Annotated in this window: 15 protein-coding genes; all 15 read left to right on the top strand. The window is 76.8% G+C overall.

Annotation, left to right across the window (positions count from 1 at the left end; genetic code table 11):
- The first annotated feature begins 3 nt into the window (after positions 1-3).
- The 15 genes from rpmI to tyrS all read left to right on the top strand — a co-directional run bounded on the left by rpmI (position 4) and on the right by tyrS (position 16,771).
- Positions 4-198: a 50S ribosomal protein L35 gene (rpmI, locus tag Q0848_RS10795; RefSeq protein ID WP_299037389.1), complete on the top strand. Its 195-nt coding sequence runs from the start codon at positions 4-6 to the stop codon at positions 196-198.
- 211 nt (positions 199-409) lie between these two features.
- Positions 410-787: a 50S ribosomal protein L20 gene (gene rplT, locus Q0848_RS10800; protein ID WP_299037391.1), complete on the top strand. Its 378-nt coding sequence runs from the start codon at positions 410-412 to the stop codon at positions 785-787.
- A gap of 86 nt (positions 788-873) precedes the next feature.
- The gene (locus Q0848_RS10805; protein ID WP_366146548.1) at positions 874-1,707 is read left to right on the top strand and encodes an RNA methyltransferase; all 834 of its coding nucleotides are present in this window, start codon (positions 874-876) and stop codon (positions 1,705-1,707) included.
- The gene (locus Q0848_RS10810; protein ID WP_299037395.1) at positions 1,704-2,912 is read left to right on the top strand and encodes an ATP-binding protein; all 1,209 of its coding nucleotides are present in this window, start codon (positions 1,704-1,706) and stop codon (positions 2,910-2,912) included. The genes Q0848_RS10805 and Q0848_RS10810 overlap by 4 nt, the downstream gene beginning before the upstream one ends.
- 79 nt (positions 2,913-2,991) lie before the next feature.
- Positions 2,992-4,203, top strand: coding sequence for a phenylalanine--tRNA ligase subunit alpha (gene pheS, locus Q0848_RS10815; RefSeq protein WP_299037397.1), 1,212 nt, complete (start codon positions 2,992-2,994; stop codon positions 4,201-4,203).
- A complete protein-coding gene (gene pheT, locus Q0848_RS10820; protein ID WP_299037399.1) occupies positions 4,203-6,806 on the top strand; it encodes a phenylalanine--tRNA ligase subunit beta in 2,604 nt (867 codons plus the stop codon). Before pheS ends, pheT begins: the two co-directional genes overlap by 1 nt.
- An 85-nt stretch (positions 6,807-6,891) precedes the next feature.
- Positions 6,892-7,935 carry an N-acetyl-gamma-glutamyl-phosphate reductase gene (gene argC / locus Q0848_RS10825; RefSeq protein ID WP_299037401.1) on the top strand — a complete coding sequence of 348 codons (1,044 nt, stop codon included), beginning with the start codon at positions 6,892-6,894 and terminating at the stop codon, positions 7,933-7,935.
- Between the two features lie 79 nt (positions 7,936-8,014).
- On the top strand, positions 8,015-9,166 hold the full coding sequence (gene argJ / locus Q0848_RS10830; protein WP_299037403.1) for a bifunctional glutamate N-acetyltransferase/amino-acid acetyltransferase ArgJ: 1,152 nt from the start codon (positions 8,015-8,017) through the stop codon (positions 9,164-9,166).
- A gap of 17 nt (positions 9,167-9,183) precedes the next feature.
- Entirely contained in the window at positions 9,184-10,125 is a 942-nt protein-coding gene (argB, locus tag Q0848_RS10835; RefSeq protein ID WP_366146549.1) for an acetylglutamate kinase, read from the top strand.
- A 53-nt stretch (positions 10,126-10,178) separates the two neighbouring features.
- A complete protein-coding gene (locus tag Q0848_RS10840; protein WP_366146550.1) occupies positions 10,179-11,408 on the top strand; it encodes an acetylornithine transaminase in 1,230 nt (409 codons plus the stop codon).
- Positions 11,405-11,956, top strand: a complete 552-nt coding sequence (locus Q0848_RS10845; RefSeq protein ID WP_299037408.1) for an arginine repressor — start codon at positions 11,405-11,407, stop codon at positions 11,954-11,956. The genes Q0848_RS10840 and Q0848_RS10845 overlap by 4 nt, the downstream gene beginning before the upstream one ends.
- Before the next feature lie 121 nt (positions 11,957-12,077).
- Complete coding sequence (locus tag Q0848_RS10850; RefSeq protein ID WP_299037410.1) at positions 12,078-13,280, top strand: argininosuccinate synthase; 1,203 nt, start codon at positions 12,078-12,080, stop codon at positions 13,278-13,280.
- Positions 13,273-14,736 (top strand): argininosuccinate lyase, encoded by a 1,464-nt coding sequence (gene argH / locus Q0848_RS10855; protein ID WP_299037412.1) that lies wholly within the window; start codon positions 13,273-13,275, stop codon positions 14,734-14,736. Before Q0848_RS10850 ends, argH begins: the two co-directional genes overlap by 8 nt.
- Positions 14,737-14,753: 17 nt before the next feature.
- On the top strand, positions 14,754-15,395 hold the full coding sequence (locus tag Q0848_RS10860) for a DNA-3-methyladenine glycosylase (protein WP_299037414.1): 642 nt from the start codon (positions 14,754-14,756) through the stop codon (positions 15,393-15,395).
- 110 nt (positions 15,396-15,505) lie between these two features.
- Positions 15,506-16,771, top strand: a complete 1,266-nt coding sequence (tyrS, locus tag Q0848_RS10865; protein WP_299037416.1) for a tyrosine--tRNA ligase — start codon at positions 15,506-15,508, stop codon at positions 16,769-16,771.
- Positions 16,772-17,411 lie beyond the last annotated feature (640 nt).

Consider the following 17,411-nt stretch of genomic DNA (forward strand, 5'->3'; position numbering starts at 1 on the left):
GCCATGCCGAAGAACAAGACGCACAGCGGCGCCAAGAAGCGACTGCGCCTGACGGGCACGGGCAAGGTCATGCGCCAGCGCGCCGGCCGCCGCCACCTCTTCGAGGGCAAGTCCTCGCGGGTGACGCGCCGTCTCGCCGGCGACGTCCAGGTCGCGGGCGCCGACGCCAAGAAGGCGCGCCGGCTGCTCGGTCACTGAACGGGGCCGGGGCGCGTCCCCGGTCTCCCGCAGGCCGTCCGTCGCTCCCGCGACCGGCGCCGGCGCCCCAGGTCCGCCGGCCCGGTCCCCGCGGCACGGCACCTGAGCACCACCCCAGCAGCACCCGAGCACACGCCCGCGCGGCCCGGCCCTCCCGGCCGGCCGCACCGGGCCCCACGGCCCCCGGGCCGAGACGACGAGGAGCACGTCAGTGGCACGCGTCAAGCGGGCGGTCAACGCCCAGAAGAAGCGCCGAGAGGTCCTCGAGCGCGCCAGCGGCTACCGCGGCCAGCGCTCGCGGCTCTACCGCAAGGCGAAGGAGCAGGTCACCCACTCCCTCGTCTACTCCTACCGCGACCGCAAGGCGCGCAAGGGCGACTTCCGCCGCCTGTGGATCCAGCGCATCAACGCGGGCGCGCGCGCCCACGGCATGACCTACAACCGCTTCATCCAGGGCCTCAAGGTCGCGGGTGTCGAGGTCGACCGCCGCATGCTGGCCGAGCTGGCCGTCAACGACGAGGCGGCCTTCGCGGCGCTCGTCGAGCTCTCGCGCGCCAACGTGCCGGCCCAGGCCGGCGCCGCGGCCTGAGGCCGACCGGCGAGACCGCGAGGGCGGACGGCGTGGCTGAGCCGACCTCGCGTCGCACGAGCACCCCGGGGCGTCCCGACGCCGACGTGCTGACCAACCCCCGCAGCGAGCGGGTGCGGTCGGTGGGTCGGCTGTCGGGGCGCCCCGCGCGCGTCCGGGCGGGGCTCTTCCTCGCCGAGGGCCCGCAGGCCGTCCGCGAGGCCGTGCCCGCGGGAGCGGTGCGCGACCTGTACGGCACCGTCGAGGCGCTGGAGCGCCACGACGACCTGGTGGTCGAGGCCCGGCGCCGCGGCGTCCCGGTGCGACCGTGCACCGAGGAGGTGCTCGCGGCGATGGCGGACACCGTCACCCCGCAGGGCCTCGTGGCGGTCTGCCGCCCGGTGGACGTCCCGCTGGCCGCGGTGCTCGCGCGGCGGCCGCGTCTCGTGGCGGTGCTCGCCGAGGTGCGCGACCCCGGGAACGCCGGGACGGTGCTGCGGGCCGCGGACGCCGCCGGTGCCGACGCCGTCGTCCTGACGGCCGGCAGCGTGGACCCCTACAACCCCAAGTGCGTGCGGGCGACCGCGGGCAGCCTCTTCCACCTCGAGGTCGTCACGGGCGTCGAGCTCCCCGAGGTCGTGACCGGGCTGCGCGGCGCCGGAGCGGCGGTCCTGGCGGCCGACGGGGAGGGCGAGCAGGACCTCGACGACCTCGCCGACGCGGCGCACGAGGGGCGGGGCGCGCTAGCGGGCCCGGTCGCCTGGGTCTTCGGCACGGAGGCCCAGGGCCTGCCGCCCGCGGCGCGAGCGCTCGCCGACGCCGTCGTGCGGGTCCCGCTCCACGGCCGCGCCGAGAGCCTCAACCTCGCCACCGCCGCCGCCGTCTGCCTGTACGCCGCGGCCCGCGCGCACCGCCCCGCCGGCGGGAGCGGTCCGGCGTGAGCGGGGCGGAGGCGGGCGGACCGAGTGCGGGCGGGCCGCCGACGGACGGGGCCGAGTCAGGCGGGGCGGAGGCGCTCGGGGCGGGGAGCAGCGCCGCGGAGCCCGCGCCCCTGCTGCTCGAGCCGGGAGACCTGCCCGACGGGATCCTCGTGGCGGACGACCGGGCGCGCGTCGTCGTCGTCACCCCCGAGGCCGAGCGCTGCCTCGGCCTGCGCGCGCAGGACCTGCTGGGGCGCGACGTCCGGGAGGCCCTGCCGTGGCAGGACACCTCGGGCCGGCGCTGGTGGGCCTGCACCGACCCGTGGTCGGGCCTGGCCATCCGCCGGGGGCACCGGGAGCGGCTGCTCGTGCTGCCCGGGGGCCGCGAGGTCCTCGTCACCGCCCGGTACGTCCGCCCCGGCCGCGGGGAGCCGGTCCGCCGCGTCGTGCTGTCCCTGCGCAGCACCGACTCCCGTCGCCGGGCCGAGCAGGACCACGCCGGGCTGATCGCCACCGTCGCCCACGAGCTGCGCTCGCCGCTCACGAGCGTCAAGGGCTTCACCTCCACCCTCCTGCGGCGCTGGGACCGCTTCAGCGACGAGCAGAAGCAGCTGATGCTGCGCACCGTCGAGTACGACGCGGACCGCGTCACCCGGCTCATCACCGAGCTGCTGGACATCTCGCGGATCGACGCCGGGCGGCTGGAGGTGCGCACCCTGCCCGTGGACCTCGGCGCCGTGCTGCGGGCCCACGCGGAGCGGGCGGTCGCCTCCGGCCTGGACCCGGCGCGCATCCGCGTCGAGGTGCCGCCCCCGGAGGCCCTGCCCGAGGTCTGGGCCGACCGCGACCGCCTCGACCAGGTGCTGGCCAACCTCGTCGAGAACGCGGTCCGCCACGGCGACGGCCTCGTCCGCCTGTCCCTCGGCACGGGACCGGTGGCCTCGGAGTCGTGCGGGCGCGAGACCTCCGTGACGGCGCCCGCGGTCGTGGTGTGCGTCGAGGACGCCGGTCGCGGCATCGACGAGGCGCACATCCCGCTGGTGTTCTCCAAGTTCTGGCGGGGGGAGAGCCGCGGGGGCACCGGGCTCGGCCTCTACGTCGTCCGCGGGCTGGTGGAGGCCCACGGCGGGCGCATCGTGGTCCGCCGCTCGGACCTCGGGGGCGCGCGCTTCGTCTTCACCCTCCCCGCCGGCGACCCGACGGCGAGCCTGCACCCGGACGTCTGAGCGGCCCGCCGTCCCGCCCCGGGGCGCGGGGCGAGGACGGGGTGGGTGGAGCCGCCCGCGGTCCCTAGACTCAGCGCCCGTGCCTGACCCGACCCCCGAGCCCGCCCCGAACAGGGACCCCGACCCCGTCGCGGTGTCGCCGACGGACGCCGAGCAGGTCGAGGCGGCCGTCGCCGAGGCCCTCTCGGCCGTCGCCGCCGCCGGTGACCTCGACGAGCTGACGGCCGCCGCGCGCGCCCACGGGGGTGACCGCAGCCCGCTCTCGCTCGCCAACCGCGAGATCGGCGCGCTGCCCGGTCCCGCCAAGGCCGAGGCCGGCCGCCGGATGGGCCAGGCCCGCCGCGACGTCGCCGAGGCCGTCGCCGAGCGCCGCGCCGTCCTGGAGGCGGAGCGGGACGCCGCCGTCCTCGTCACCGAGGCGCAGGACCTCACGCAGCCGACGTCCCGGCGTCCGCGCGGCGCGCGCCACCCGCTGGGGCTGCTCGTCGAGGAGGTCGAGGACTTCTTCACGGGCCTGGGGTGGACGGTGCTCGAGGGCCCCGAGGTCGAGGCCGAGTGGTTCAACTTCGACGCCCTCAACTTCGGCCCCGACCACCCCGCGCGGCAGATGCAGGACACCTTCTTCGTCGACCCGCCCGAGGACGGCCTGGTGCTGCGCACGCACACCTCCCCGGTGCAGGCCCGGGCCCTGCTGGACCACGGCGCGCCCCTCTACGTCGCCGTGCCCGGACGGGTGTTCCGCACGGACGAGCTGGACGCCACGCACACGCCCGTCTTCACGCAGGTCGAGGGCCTCGCGGTGGACGAGCACCTGACGATGGCCAACCTGCGCGGCGTCCTCGACGCGATGGCCGTGGCGGTGCTGGGCGAGGGGACGACGACGCGCCTGCGCCCGGCGTTCTTCCCCTTCACCGAGCCCAGCGCCGAGATGGACGTGCGCTGCCCCGTGTGCGCGGGCACCGGCGAGGTGGCTCCGGGGGCGGCGAGGGGAGCGGGGGCCGGGGCGCCGTCCGCGGCCGAGGAGGACGCCTCGACGCGGACCGAGGACCCGGCGGGCGAGGGCGTCCCGTGCCGCACCTGCGGCAGCACCGGCTGGATCGAGTGGGGCGGCTGCGGGATGGTCAACCCCCACGTCCTGCGGGCCGCCGGCGTGGACCCCGAGCGCTACTCGGGCTTCGCGTTCGGCATGGGGATCGAGCGGACCCTGATGTTCCGCAACGGGGTGGAGGACATGCGCGACATGGTCGAGGGCGACGTCCGGTTCAGCCGGCAGTTCGGGACGGAGGTCTGATGCGCGTCCCGGTGAGCTGGCTCGCGGAGGTCACGGACGTGGACCCGGCGGCGAGCGCGGAGGACGTCGCCGCGGTCCTGGTGCGCGTCGGCCTGGAGGAGGAGGGCATCTCCGGCGGCGACGTCGCGGGCCCGGTCGTGGTCGGGCGGGTGCTGACCGCCGAGCCCGAGCCGCAGAAGAACGGCAAGACGATCCGCTGGTGCTCCGTCGACGTCGGCGAGGCCGAGCCCCGCGGGATCGTCTGCGGCGCGCACAACTTCGGGGTGGGCGACCTCGTCGTCGTCAGCCTGCCCGGCGCCGTCCTGCCCGGCGGGTTCGCCATCGCCGCGCGGAAGACGTACGGGCACGTCTCGGACGGGATGATCTGCTCGAGCGCCGAGCTCGGCCTCGGGCAGGACGCCGACGGCATCATCGTGCTCCCCGAGCTGCTGGGCGCGGCGGCCGAGGGCGCGCGCCCGGGCGACGACGCGAAGGCCCTGCTCGGGCTGGAGGACCGCGTCGTCGAGGTGAACGTCACCCCCGACCGCGGGTACTGCTTCAGCGTCCGCGGCCTCGGGCGCGAGCACGCGCACGGCCGGCAGCTCGACGTGGCGACGGCCTTCCGGGACCCGGTGGTCGGCGTCGCGGGGCCTGCCGGCCCCGGCAGCCGCGGGGTCGTGCTCGCCGACGAGCGGCCGGTCGACGGGCGCCCCGGTGCGCGCCGGGTCACCGCCCGCGTCGTGCGCGGCGTCGACCCGGGCCGGCCCACGCCGTGGTGGCTGCGCCGCCGGCTGGTGCAGGCGGGCGTGCGCCCGGTCTCCCTCGCCGTCGACGTGACGAACTACGTGATGCTGCTCGTCGGCCAGCCGCTGCACGCCTACGACGCGGAGCGCCTCGACGGGGGCCTCACCGTGCGCCGCGCCCGCGAGGGCGAGCGCCTCACCACGCTCGACGGCGTCGAGCGCGCGCTGCACCCCGAGGACCTGGTCATCGCGGACGGCGAGGACGGCGCCCGCGCGGTCGGCCTCGCCGGGGTGATGGGCGGCGCCTCCACGGAGGTCTCGTCGTCGACGCGCGACGTCGTCCTCGAGGCCGCGGTCTTCGACCCGGTGTCGGTCGCCCGCACCGCTCGCCGGCACCGGCTGCCCAGCGAGGCGAGCCGCCGCTTCGAGCGCGGCGTCGACGACGCCATGACCGCGGCCGCCTCCCAGCTGGCCGTCGACCTGCTCGTCGAGCACGGCGGCGGCACCGCCGAGGAGGGCCTGACCGACGTCGGCGCCCCGGCGGAGCGACCGACCATCGCCCTGCCCGTCGGCGAGCCCGCGCGCCTGGTCGGCGTCGACTACGCGCCGGAGCGCGTGCGCTCGCTCCTCGAGCAGGTGGGGTGCGCCGTCTCCGGCGGTCCCGGGGCGCCGGACCCCACCGGCGGCGCCGCCGCGTCCGACGCGTGGTCGGTGGTCCCGCCGTCCTGGCGGCCCGACCTGCTGCAGGCCGCCGACCTCGTCGAGGAGGTCGCGCGGCTCGACGGCTACGACCGCATCCCGTCGGTCCTCCCGCGCGCGCTGCCGGGGACGGCGGGCGCCGGTCTCGGCGGGCTGTCGCCGCGCCGTCGCGCCGTCCGCTCCCTGGCGCGCGCCCTGGCGGAGGCGGGCCTCGTCGAGGTGGCCAGCTACCCGTTCGTCGCCCCCGAGCGGGCCGACGCCCTCGGGCTGCCCGAGGACGACGACCGGCGGCGGGCCCTGCGCGTGGCGAACCCGCTGCGCGAGGAGGAGCCGCTGCTGCGCACGAGCCTGCTCGCGACGCTCGTCGACGTCCTGCGCCGCAACACCGGGCGCGGCGCCGACGACGTCGCGCTCGTCGAGCTGGGCTCCGTGGTGCTGCCCGCGGCCGACCGCGCGCCGGCGCCCCGTCCGGGCACCGCCGAGAGGCCGAGCGCGCAGGAGGAGGCGGCCGTGCGCGCCGCCGTGCCGCACCAGCCGCTGCACGTGGCGGCCGTCCTGGCCGGGGCCCGGGTGCCCCGTGGCTGGGAGGGGAAGGGCCGCGTCGTCGACGCGCGCGACGCCGTCGAGCTCGCCCTGCTGGTGGGCGAGGTGCTCGGCGTCTCGCTCGAGGCGGTCGCCGACCCGGGGCGCGCGCCGTTCCACCCGGGCCGGTGCGTCGCCCTGCGGGTGGCCGAGGGCTCGCCCGCCGCCGGGTCGCTCGTCGGGCACGCGGGCGAGCTCGCCCCGCGCGCGGTGTCCGCCCTGGAGCTGCCGGCCCGCACGGTCGCCCTCGAGCTGGACCTCGAGGTCCTCCTCGGCGAGCTGGCGGGTCCGCCCCGCGCGGCAGCCGTCTCGACCTACCCCGTGGTCAAGCAGGACGTCGCGCTCGTCGTCGACGCGGGGGTGCCCGCCCGCGACGTCGAGCGCGCGCTGCGCCGCGGCGCGGGGCCGCTGCTCGAGGACGTCCGCCTCGTCGACGTCTACGTCGGCGAGCAGGTGGGGGAGGACCGGCGCTCGCTGGCCTTCTCGCTGCGCCTGCGCGCGCACGACCGCACCCTGACGGCCGCGGAGGCGGCGCAGGTGCGCGAGGCGGCCGTCGCCACCGCAGCGCAGGTCACCGGCGCGGTCCTGCGCGGCGCCTGAGGGCTCTCCTCCCGTCGGCGCGGCCGCGCGCCGCGCCGATGGGAGGCGTTCGCATGGGCATCCGCCGCTGTGTATGATCATGCGCATGGTCACGGTGGCGGTCGCGGGCGCGAGCGGGTACGCGGGGGCGGAGCTGTGCCGCCTGCTGCTCGCCCACCCGCAGGTGGAGATCGGGGCGCTGACGGCGGCCTCCAGCGCAGGCACGCCGCTGGGGCAGCACGCGCCGCACCTGCTGCCGCTGGCGGACCGGGTGCTGGCGCCCACCACCGCCGAGGTGCTGGGCGGCCACGACGTCGTCGTGCTCGCGCTGCCGCACGGGAGCTCGGGGCCGCTGGCCGCCGAGCTCGGGGACGACGTCCTCGTCGTGGACGCCGCCGCCGACCACCGCCTCGCCGACCCGGCGGCGTGGGAGGCCTTCTACGGCTCCGCCCACGCCGGCACGTGGCCCTACGCCCTGCCCGAGCTGCCGCTCGCCGGCGGCGGTCGCCAGCGCGAGGCCCTCGTCGGCGCACGGCGCCTCGCCGTGCCCGGCTGCTACCCGACGGGATGCACCCTCGCCCTCGCCCCGGGCTTCGCCGCCGGGCTGTGCGAGCCGCAGGACGTCGTCGTGGTGGCCGCGTCGGGCACCTCCGGAGGAGGGCGCGCCGCGAAGGTCGCGATGCTCGGCGCCGAGGTGATGGGGTCGATGTCGCCCTACGGCGTCGGCGGGACCCACCGGCACACGCCCGAGGTCGAGCAGGGCCTGGGGGCTGCGGCGGGGGAGCCGGTCTCGGTCTCCTTCACGCCCACGCTCGCACCGATGCCCCGCGGCATCCTCGCCACGGCGACGGCCAGGGCCCGACCCGGCACCACCGCCGCGCAGGTGCGCGAGGCGTGGGCGTCGGCGTACGCCGCCGAGCCCTTCGTCCACCTGCTGCCCGAGGGCCGCTGGCCGCGCACGAAGGACGTCGCCGGCTCCAACGCGGTGCACCTGCAGGTGGCGCTCGACGAGCGCGTGGGCCGCGTCGTCGCCGTCGCCGCCGTGGACAACCTCGTCAAGGGCACCGCCGGCGCCGCCGTGCAGGGCCTCAACCTCGCGCTCGGCCTGCCCGAGGGCGCGGGGCTCTCCGCCGTGGGGCTCGCCCCGTGACCACCCGCCCCGTGACCACCCGCCCCGTGACCACCCGCCCCGTGACCACCCGCCCCGTGACCACCCCGAGGAGCACGTCGTGAGCACCACCGCCCCCGCCGGCTTCCGCGCCGCCGGCGCGACGGCCGGCCTGAAGCCCAGCGGCCGTCCCGACGTCGCGCTCGTCGTCAACGACGGCCCGCTCGACGTGCTGGCCGCCGTCTTCACCTCCAACCGCTGCAAGGCCAACCCGGTGCTGTGGTCGGAGGTCGTCGCGCGCTCCGGGCGCGGGCGCGCCGTGGTCCTGAACTCCGGCGGGGCCAACTGCTACACGGGCCCCCAGGGCTTCGCCGTCACCCACCGCACCGCGGAGCGGACGGCCGAGCTGCTCGGCTGCGGGGCGGGCGAGGTGCTCGTGTGCTCCACCGGCCTCATCGGCGACCAGCTCGACCCCGAGCGCCTGCTCGCGGGCGTGTCGGCCGCGGCCGACGGCCTGGCGGCCGAGGGCGGGGACGACGCCGCGGTGGCGATCATGACGACCGACACCGTGCCGAAGACCGCCGTGGTCGCCCGCGACGGGTGGAGCTGCGGGGGCATGGCCAAGGGCGCCGCCATGCTCGCCCCCGCCCTGGCCACGATGCTCGTCGTCCTCACCACCGACGCGATCGTCGACCCCGCGGAGGCCGACGCCGCCCTGCGCGCCGCGACGGCCGCGACCTTCGACCGGCTCGACTCCGACGGGTGCCAGTCCACGAACGACACCGTGGCGCTGCTCGCCAGCGGCGCCTCGGGCGTGCGCGTCTCGGCGCGCGAGCTCGCCGAGGCGCTGGAGCCGCTGTGCGCCGACCTGGCCGCCCAGCTGATGGGCGACGCCGAGGGCAGCGAGCACGACATCGCCCTCGAGGTGCGCGGCGCCGTCACCGAGGCGGACGCCCTCGAGGTGGCGCGCTCGGTGGCGCGCAGCAACCTGTTCAAGGCGGCGATCTTCGGCCGCGACCCGAACTGGGGGCGGGTGATGGCGGCCGTCGGCACGACGTCGGCGACCTTCGACCCCGCCGTGCTGGACGTGTCCTTCAACGGCGTGGCGCTCTGCCGCGACGGGTCGGTGGGGGAGGACCGCTCGCTCGTCGACCTCTCCGACCGGGCCGTGCACGTGCTCGTGGACCTCAAGGCGGGCGCGGAGAGCGCGACCATCTGGACCAACGACCTCACGCACGCCTACGTCCACGAGAACTCGGCGTACTCGACGTGAGCGCCGCCGCTGAGCCCGTGCCGGCCGCCGACGGCGCGGCCGCCACGGCCGCTGCGGGCCTGGACGCCGGCGCGAAGGCCGCGGTGCTCGTCGAGGCGCTGCCCTGGCTGCAGCGCTTCGCGGGCGAGGTCGTCGTCGTCAAGTACGGCGGCAACGCGATGGTCGACGACCGGCTGCGTCGCGCCTTCGCCGCCGACATGGTCTTCCTGCGCTCCGCGGGCGTGCGTCCCGTCGTCGTGCACGGGGGCGGCCCGCAGATCTCGAGCATGCTCGGGCGCCTCGGCATCGAGAGCGAGTTCCGCGGCGGGCTGCGCGTGACGACCCCCGAGGCCATGGACGTCGTGCGGATGGTGCTGGTCGGCCAGGTGGGCCGCGAGCTCGTGGGCCTCCTCAACGCCCACGGGCCCCTCGCCGTCGGCCTGTCCGGGGAGGACGCCGGGCTCCTGCGGGCGGTCCGCCGCGAGGCGGTCGTGGACGGCGAGGCGGTCGACATCGGCCTCGTGGGCGACGTCGTCGACGTCGACCCGGCGGCGGTGCTCGACCTGCTGGAGGCCGGGCGGATCCCCGTCATCGCCACCGTCGCGCCGGAGGTGCAGGACGACCTCGCCGCGGGCGACGTGGAGGAGGCCGGCGCCGTCCTCAACGTCAACGCCGACACCGCCGCGGCGGCCATCGCGGCGGCCCTGGGCGCGGCCAAGCTCGTGGTGCTCACCGACGTGGAGGGCCTCTACGCCGACTGGCCCGACCGCTCCTCGCTCGTCCGGTCCATCGCGGCCGCCGACCTGGAGGTCCTGCTGCCCAGCCTGGACGCGGGCATGATCCCCAAGATGGAGGCCTGCCTGCGCGCCGTGAGAGCCGGTGTGCCGCAGGCCACCGTGCTCGACGGCCGGGTGGAGCACGCGGTGCTGCTCGAGGTGTTCACGCCCGAGGGCGTGGGCACGCAGGTGGTGCCCTCGTGAGCGCCCTCACCGCGTCCGGCGGCGGCGTCCCCGCGCCCGACGCCGTCCCGGGACTGACGGGCCTCGCGGGCGCGGACGTCGCCGAGCGCTACGGCCGCGCGCTCATGGGCACCTACGGAGCCCCGCAGCGCGTGCTCGTGCGCGGCGAGGGCGCTTGGGTGTGGGACGCCGACGGGCGGCGCTACCTCGACCTGCTCGCCGGCATCGCCGTGAACGCCCTCGGGCACGCCCACCCGGTGCTGACGGCGGCGGTGACGGCGCAGATGGCCACCCTCGGGCACGTCTCGAACTTCTTCGCGACGGGCCCGCAGGTCGCGCTCGCCGAGCGGCTGCTGGAGCTGCTGGGAGCCCCCGACGGCAGCCGGGTGTTCCTGTGCAGCAGCGGGACCGAGGCCAACGAGGGCGCGTTCAAGATGACGCGGCGCACGGGGCGGCCCGAGGTGCTCGCCCTGGAGGGCGCCTTCCACGGCCGCTCCATGGGCGCGCTCGCGATGACGGCGAAGCAGGCCATCCGCGAGCCGTTCGAGCCGCTGCCCGGCGGTGTGCGCCACCTGCCCTTCGGCGACGTCGACGCGCTCGCCGAGGCGCTGGACGGCGACGCGGGCCGGCGCGTGGGGGCGCTCGTCGTCGAGCCGGTGCAGGGCGAGGCGGGCGTGCGCCCGCTGCCCCCCGGCTACCTGGCGGCGGCGCGCGAGCTCACGGCGGCGGCGGGCGCGCTGCTCGTCGTCGACGAGGTCCAGACCGGGGTGGGGCGCACCGGCCGCTGGTTCGCCAGCGCCGGGCCGGACGGCCGGGTGGACGCCGACGTCGTCACCCTCGCCAAGGGCCTGGGCGGGGGCCTGCCCGTCGGCGCCGTGGTCGGCCTCGGCGAGGGGCCGGGCTCGCTGCTGTCCGCCGGGCAGCACGGCACCACGTTCGGGGGCAACCCCGTCTGCGCCGCAGCGGCTCTCGCCGTCCTGCACGTCCTCGAGCGCGACGGCCTGGTCGAGCGGGCGCGCGAGCTCGGCGACCGCTGGCGCGCGGACATGGCCTCCGTGGACGACCCGACGGGCCTGCTCGCGGGCGTCCGCGGGCAGGGGCTCCTCCTGGCGCTCGAGCTGTCCCGGCCCGCGGCGCCCGCGGTGGCCCGGGCCGCGCTCGAGGCGGGCTTCGTCGTCAACGCGGTCAGCCCCTCGGCGATCCGCCTGGCGCCTCCGCTCGTCCTCACCGACGAGCAGGCCGACTCCTTCACCGGCGCCCTGCCCGGCGTGCTCGCCGCGGCCGCGGCGCAGGAGGCGTCGTGAGCCCCGCCGCAGGGGGCCCCGGAGACCTCGCCCCGAGCAGCCCGGGGCGGCCCTCGACGCGGGCGGCGCGCCACGCCCGGGTCGTGGACCTCCTGCGCTCGCGACCCGTGCGCTCGCAGACCGAGCTCGCGGGCCTGCTGGCGGCCGAGGGCGTGGACGTCACGCAGGCGACGCTGTCCCGCGACCTCGTCGAGCTGGGCGCCACGAAGGTGCGCGACCCCGACCACGGCCTCGTCTACGCCGTCCCCGGCGAGGGCGGGGACCGCACCCCCGTCGCCGCGCAGGCGGCGGGGACCTCGCTGGCGCGGCTGGCGCGCCTGGCGGAGGAGCTGCTGGTGACGGCGGAGGCCTCCGGGCCCCTCGTCGTCCTGCGCACGCCGCCGGGCGCGGCGCAGTACCTCGCCTCGGCCGTCGACACCTCGGTGCTGCCCGAGGTGCTCGGGACCATCGCCGGGGATGACACCGTGCTCGTCATCGGGCGCGGCCCGGACGGCGAGTCCACGGCGCGCCGCCTCCTGGACCTCGCCGCCGGGCGCACGGGAGCCTGAGCCCGGCGGCCGGCACGACGGCCCGACCCGCACCACCCGCAGACCGCACCAGCACGACCCAGCACCGCGCGCGCCGCACCGGCGCGACCACACCGAAGACCCCGACACCTAGGAGCACCCCGTGACCGACCGCGTCGTCCTCGCCTACTCCGGAGGCCTCGACACCTCCGTGGCCATCGGCTGGATCGCCGAGCGCACGGGAGCCGAGGTCGTCGCCGTGGCCGTCGACGTCGGCCAGGGCGGTGAGGACCTGGAGACCATCCGCGAGCGCGCGCTCGCCTGCGGCGCCGTCGAGGCCGAGGTGGCCGACGCCCGCGACGAGTTCGCCGACGAGTACTGCCTGCCGGCCCTGCAGGCCGGCGCCCTCTACATGGACCGCTACCCGCTGGTGTCGGCCATCTCGCGCCCGGTGATCGTCAAGCACCTCGTGGCCGCGGCCCGCCAGCACGGCGCCTCCGTCGTCGCCCACGGCTGCACCGGCAAGGGCAACGACCAGGTCCGCTTCGAGGTCGGGATCCAGAGCCTCGCGCCCGAGCTGTCCTGCATCGCGCCGGTCCGCGACCTCGCGCTGACCCGCGACAAGGCCATCGAGTTCGCCACCAGCCGCGAGCTGCCCATCGAGACGACGAAGAACAACCCGTTCTCGATCGACCAGAACGTCTGGGGCCGCGCCGTCGAGACGGGCTTCCTCGAGGACATCTGGAACGCGCCGACCAAGGACGTCTACAGCTACACCGAGGAGCCGGGGCAGTCGCCCGGCCCGGACGAGCTCGTCCTGGAGTTCGAGCGCGGCGTGCCCGTCGCCATCGACGGCCGCCGCGTCACCGTGCTGCAGGCCATCGAGGAGCTCAACCAGCGCGCGGGCGCCCAGGGGGTCGGCCGCATCGACATGGTCGAGGACCGGCTCGTGGGCATCAAGAGCCGCGAGGTGTACGAGGCGCCGGGCGCCATCGCGCTGCTGACGGCGCACGAGGAGCTCGAGAACGTGACCCTCGAGCGCGAGCTCGCCCGCTTCAAGCGCGGCGTGTCCCAGCGCTGGGCCGAGCTCGTCTACGACGGCCTGTGGTTCTCCCCGCTCAAGCGAGCCCTCGACGTCTTCGTCGCCGAGAGCCAGCGCCACGTCACCGGCGAGGTGCGCCTGGTCCTGCACGGCGGCCGCGCCGTCGTGACCGGCCGCCGCAGCGAGACCAGCCTCTACGACTTCTCCCTGGCGACCTACGACTCCGGCGACACCTTCGACCAGTCGCTCGCCAAGGGCTTCGTGGACATCTGGGGCCTGTCGAGCAAGATCGCCTCGGGCCGGGACCAGCGCACCGATGGCTGAGCCCTCGACCGCCGGCAGCGGGGGCACCGGTGAGGGCCGGCTCTGGGGCGCGCGCTTCGCGGGCACGAGCGCCGAGGCCCTGACCGAGCTCTCGCGCTCGACGCACTTCGACTGGCGCCTCGCCCGTCACGACCTGGCCGGCTCGCGCGCGCACGCCCGGGTGCTGCACCGGGCCGGGCTCCTCGAGGAGGACCAGCTCCGCGACATGCTGGCGGCGCTGGACGGCCTGGAGGCCGACGTCGTCGCGGGGACCTTCGGGCCCCTGCCGTCGGACGAGGACGTGCACGGCGCGCTGGAGCGCGGCCTGCTCGAGCGGGCGGGCGCCGAGCTCGGCGGCCGCCTGCGCGCCGGGCGCTCGCGCAACGACCAGATCGCCACCATGGTCCGCGCGTACCTGCGCGAGGAGCTGCGCGTCGTGGCCGGGCTCCTGCTCGACCTGGTCGACGCGCTCGCGGAGCAGGCGGGCGCCCACCCCACCGCGCCGATGCCGGGGCGCACGCACCTGCAGCACGCCCAGCCCGTGCTGCTGGCCCACCACCTCCTGGCGCACGCCTGGCCGCTGCTGCGCGACGTGGACCGCCTGCGCGACTGGGACGCCCGCGCCGCCCGCTCGCCGTACGGCTCGGGGGCGCTCGCCGGCTCGTCGCTGGGGCTCGACCCCGCGGCCGTGGCGGCCGAGCTCGGCTTCGACGGACCGGTGGAGAACTCCATCGACGGCACGGCGGCCCGCGACGTGGTGGCCGAGGCGTGCTTCGTCCTCGCCATGGCCGGCGTGGACCTCTCCCGCCTGTCCGAGGAGGTCGTCCTGTGGGCGACGAAGGAGTTCTCCTTCGTCGTGCTCGACGACGCCTTCTCGACGGGGTCGAGCATCATGCCGCAGAAGAAGAACCCGGACGTGGCCGAGCTGGCCCGCGGGAAGGCGGGGCGGCTCGTGGGCGACCTGACCGGGCTGCTCACGACGCTCAAGGGCCTCCCGCTCGCCTACAACCGCGACCTGCAGGAGGACAAGGAGCCCGTGTTCGACGCCGTCGACACGCTCCAGGTCCTGCTCCCGGCGGTCACGGGCATGGTCGCCACGCTGCGCTTCCGCACCGAGCGGATGGCCGAGCTGGCGCCGCAGGGCTTCTCCCTGGCCACGGACGTCGCCGACTGGCTCGTGCGGGCGGGCGTGCCGTTCCGGGAGGCCCACGAGGTGGCGGGCTCCTGCGTGCGGCGCTGCGAGGAGCGGGGGGTCGAGCTCGTCGACCTCACCGACGCCGACCTCGCGGAGATCTCCCCGCACCTCTCGCCCGCGGTGCGCGAGGTGCTCACCGTCGAGGGCTCGCTGGCCTCGCGCGACGCCGTCGGCGGCACCGCCCCGGCGCGGGTCGCCGAGCAGCTCGGCGCGGCGCGCGAGCGCAGCGCCGAGCTGCGGGCCTGGGCCCGCCGGGCACCGGCTGCGGCGGCGTCCTCCTGACGGGGCGGGGTGGCGCGGTGGCGGCAGCAGCGCTCGGGCGGGACTTCTTCGCCCGCCCCGTCCTGGAGGTGGCCCCGGCGCTGCTGGGGTGCCGGGTGGTCCGGACCTCGCCCGAGGGGCGGGTCGTCGTCCGGGTCACCGAGGTCGAGGCCTACGCCGGCGAGGGAGACCCGGGAAGCCACGCCGCCCGCGGTCGCACGCCCCGGACGGCGGTCATGTTCGGGCCCGCCGCCCACCTGTACGTGTACTTCTCGTACGGCGTGCACTGGTGCGTGAACGTCGTGACGGGGCAGGAGGGCGCGGCGTCAGCCGTCCTCCTGCGCGGCGGCGAGGTCGTCGAGGGCGTCGACCTCGCCCGGGAGCGGCGGCCCGCCGCGCGCGTCGAGCGCGACCTGGCGCGTGGACCGGCCCGGCTCGCCTCGGCGCTCGGGGTCGCGGGCGACCTCGACGGCCACGACCTGGTGGGGGGAGACCCGCACGTCCTCCCGCCGGCGACGGGCGACCCCGCGCGGCGGGTGAGGACCGGCCCGCGGGTGGGGGTCGCCGGCCCGGGAGGAGACGGCGAGCAGTACCCGTGGCGCTTGTGGCTGGACGGCGAGCCGACGGTGTCGGTCTACCGGCCGGGCGGCGTCCGGCGCAGGCGCCCGACGACCTCGTGAACGGCCTTCGCGGGCCCGGCGGCGCCGCGGGGCCCTGGAGGGACGGCTCTGGCAGGCTGGACGAGCCGCCCGCGACCGCCGCGGGCGGCGGCGCACCGGAGGAGTGAGACGTGGTCGACGTGCTCGACGACCTGCAGTGGCGGGGCCTGCTGGGCCAGTCCACCGACGAGGCCGCGCTGCGGTCCGCGCTGGCCGAGCCGCTGACCTTCTACGTGGGCTTCGACCCCACGGCGCCGAGCCTGCACATCGGCCACCTCGTGCAGATCCTCGTCGCCCGGCGCCTGCAGCGCGCCGGGCACCACCCGCTGCTGCTCGTCGGAGGGGCCACGGGCCTCATCGGGGACCCGAAGCCCACGGCCGAGCGCCAGCTCAACGACGCCGAGGTGGTCGCCGGGTGGGTCGAGCGCCTCCGGGGCCAGATCGAGCCGTACGTCGAGCTCGACGGCCCCAACCCGGCGCGGATGGTCAACAACCTCGACTGGACCTCGCAGCTGTCGGCGCTGGACCTGCTGCGGGACGTGGGGCGCCACTTCCGCGTCGGACGCATGCTCGCCAAGGAGGCCGTGGCGGCGCGCATGGCCAGTGCCGAGGGCATCAGCTACACGGAGTTCAGCTACCAGGTGCTGCAGGCGATGGACTACCTCGAGCTGCACCGCCGGCACGGCTGCACCCTCCAGTTCGGGGGCAGCGACCAGTGGGGCAACGTCTCGGCCGGGGTGGACCTCGTCCACCGCGTCCAGCGCACGGCGGTGCACGGCTTCACCGTCCCGCTGCTGACCAAGGCCGACGGCACGAAGTTCGGCAAGACCGAGTCCGGCACGGTGTGGGTCGACCCGGCGCTCACCTCGCCCTACGCCTTCCACCAGTTCTGGCTCAACGTGGAGGACGCCTCGGTCGACCGGTACCTGCGGGTGCTGACCGACCGCTCGCGCGAGGACCTCGAGGCCCTGGCGGGCAGGACGGCGGAGCGCCCCGGCGCGCGCGAGGCGCAGCGCACGCTCGCGCGCGACGTCACCGCGCTCGTGCACGGCGCGGCGGCGGTGGACGCCGCCGAGGCGGCCGCCGCGGCGCTCTTCGGCCGGGGTGATCTGGAGGCGCTCCCGGAAGACGTGCTCGGCGCCGCTCTGGCCGAGCTGCCGCACGCGGTGGTGGGGGAGGGAGCCCGCACCGTGGTCGAGCTCCTCGTCGCCACCGGCTTGTGCGCCAGCCGCTCGGCCGCGCGCCGGGCCGTGGCGGACGGGGGGGCGTACGTCAACAACACCGCGGTGGCGGACGGAGACGCCGAGCTCGCCGACGACCAGCTCCTGCAGGGTCGCTGGGCGCTGCTGCGCCGCGGCAAGCGGACGCTCGCCGCGGTGGACGCGCGCCCTCGCTGACGCGGCTCGCCCTCCGGTGCGCGCCGGCGTCGCCCGTGCGGCGGGGTGCGCACCGGAGGGCCCGGCCCGCGACTTGCGCCCGGGCGGGGGCGGGGTCTAACTTCTTCCACGTCGCCCGGCAGGGAGGAACGGACACCGCGAGGTGGTCAGTCCCGCCAGGTAGGCCGCCCCGATCGGCAGGAGCGTGAAGTCCTCGGACTTCGACTCGGCCAGGTCGGGAGCTCCAGGTGCGGAGCGCTCCGGTTCAGGAGCGCGAGCGGGCTGGGGTAGCGTACGGAACATCAGCCCTTCACCGGGGCCGGCTGTGAAGTCGGTCTGGTGTGCGGGTCTGCTTCTTGAGAACTCAACAGCGTGCCAAAGTCGAATGCCAAGTTTTTGTGGTTCGGCTGGTTGTCGTGTCTGTCTGCCGTTGTGGTGGGTGGGTGTGGTGCTGGTCGGGCAAGTGTCTCGCTGCCTTTTGGGTGGTGGGGGGCGTTTTTCGGGTGCCTTGCTCGCCAGTGGGTGGGGTGCTTTTGTTCCACGTGTATTGGTTGCGGCTTCCTGGGCTGCTGGGTCTTCGGGTCTGGTGGTTGGGGGGTTGTTGACTGTTGTGCATTGATGGAGAGTTTGATCCTGGCTCAGGACGAACGCTGGCGGCGTG

This window comes from uncultured Pseudokineococcus sp. (genome assembly GCF_947495735.1).
GTDB lineage: Bacteria > Actinomycetota > Actinomycetes > Actinomycetales > Quadrisphaeraceae > Pseudokineococcus.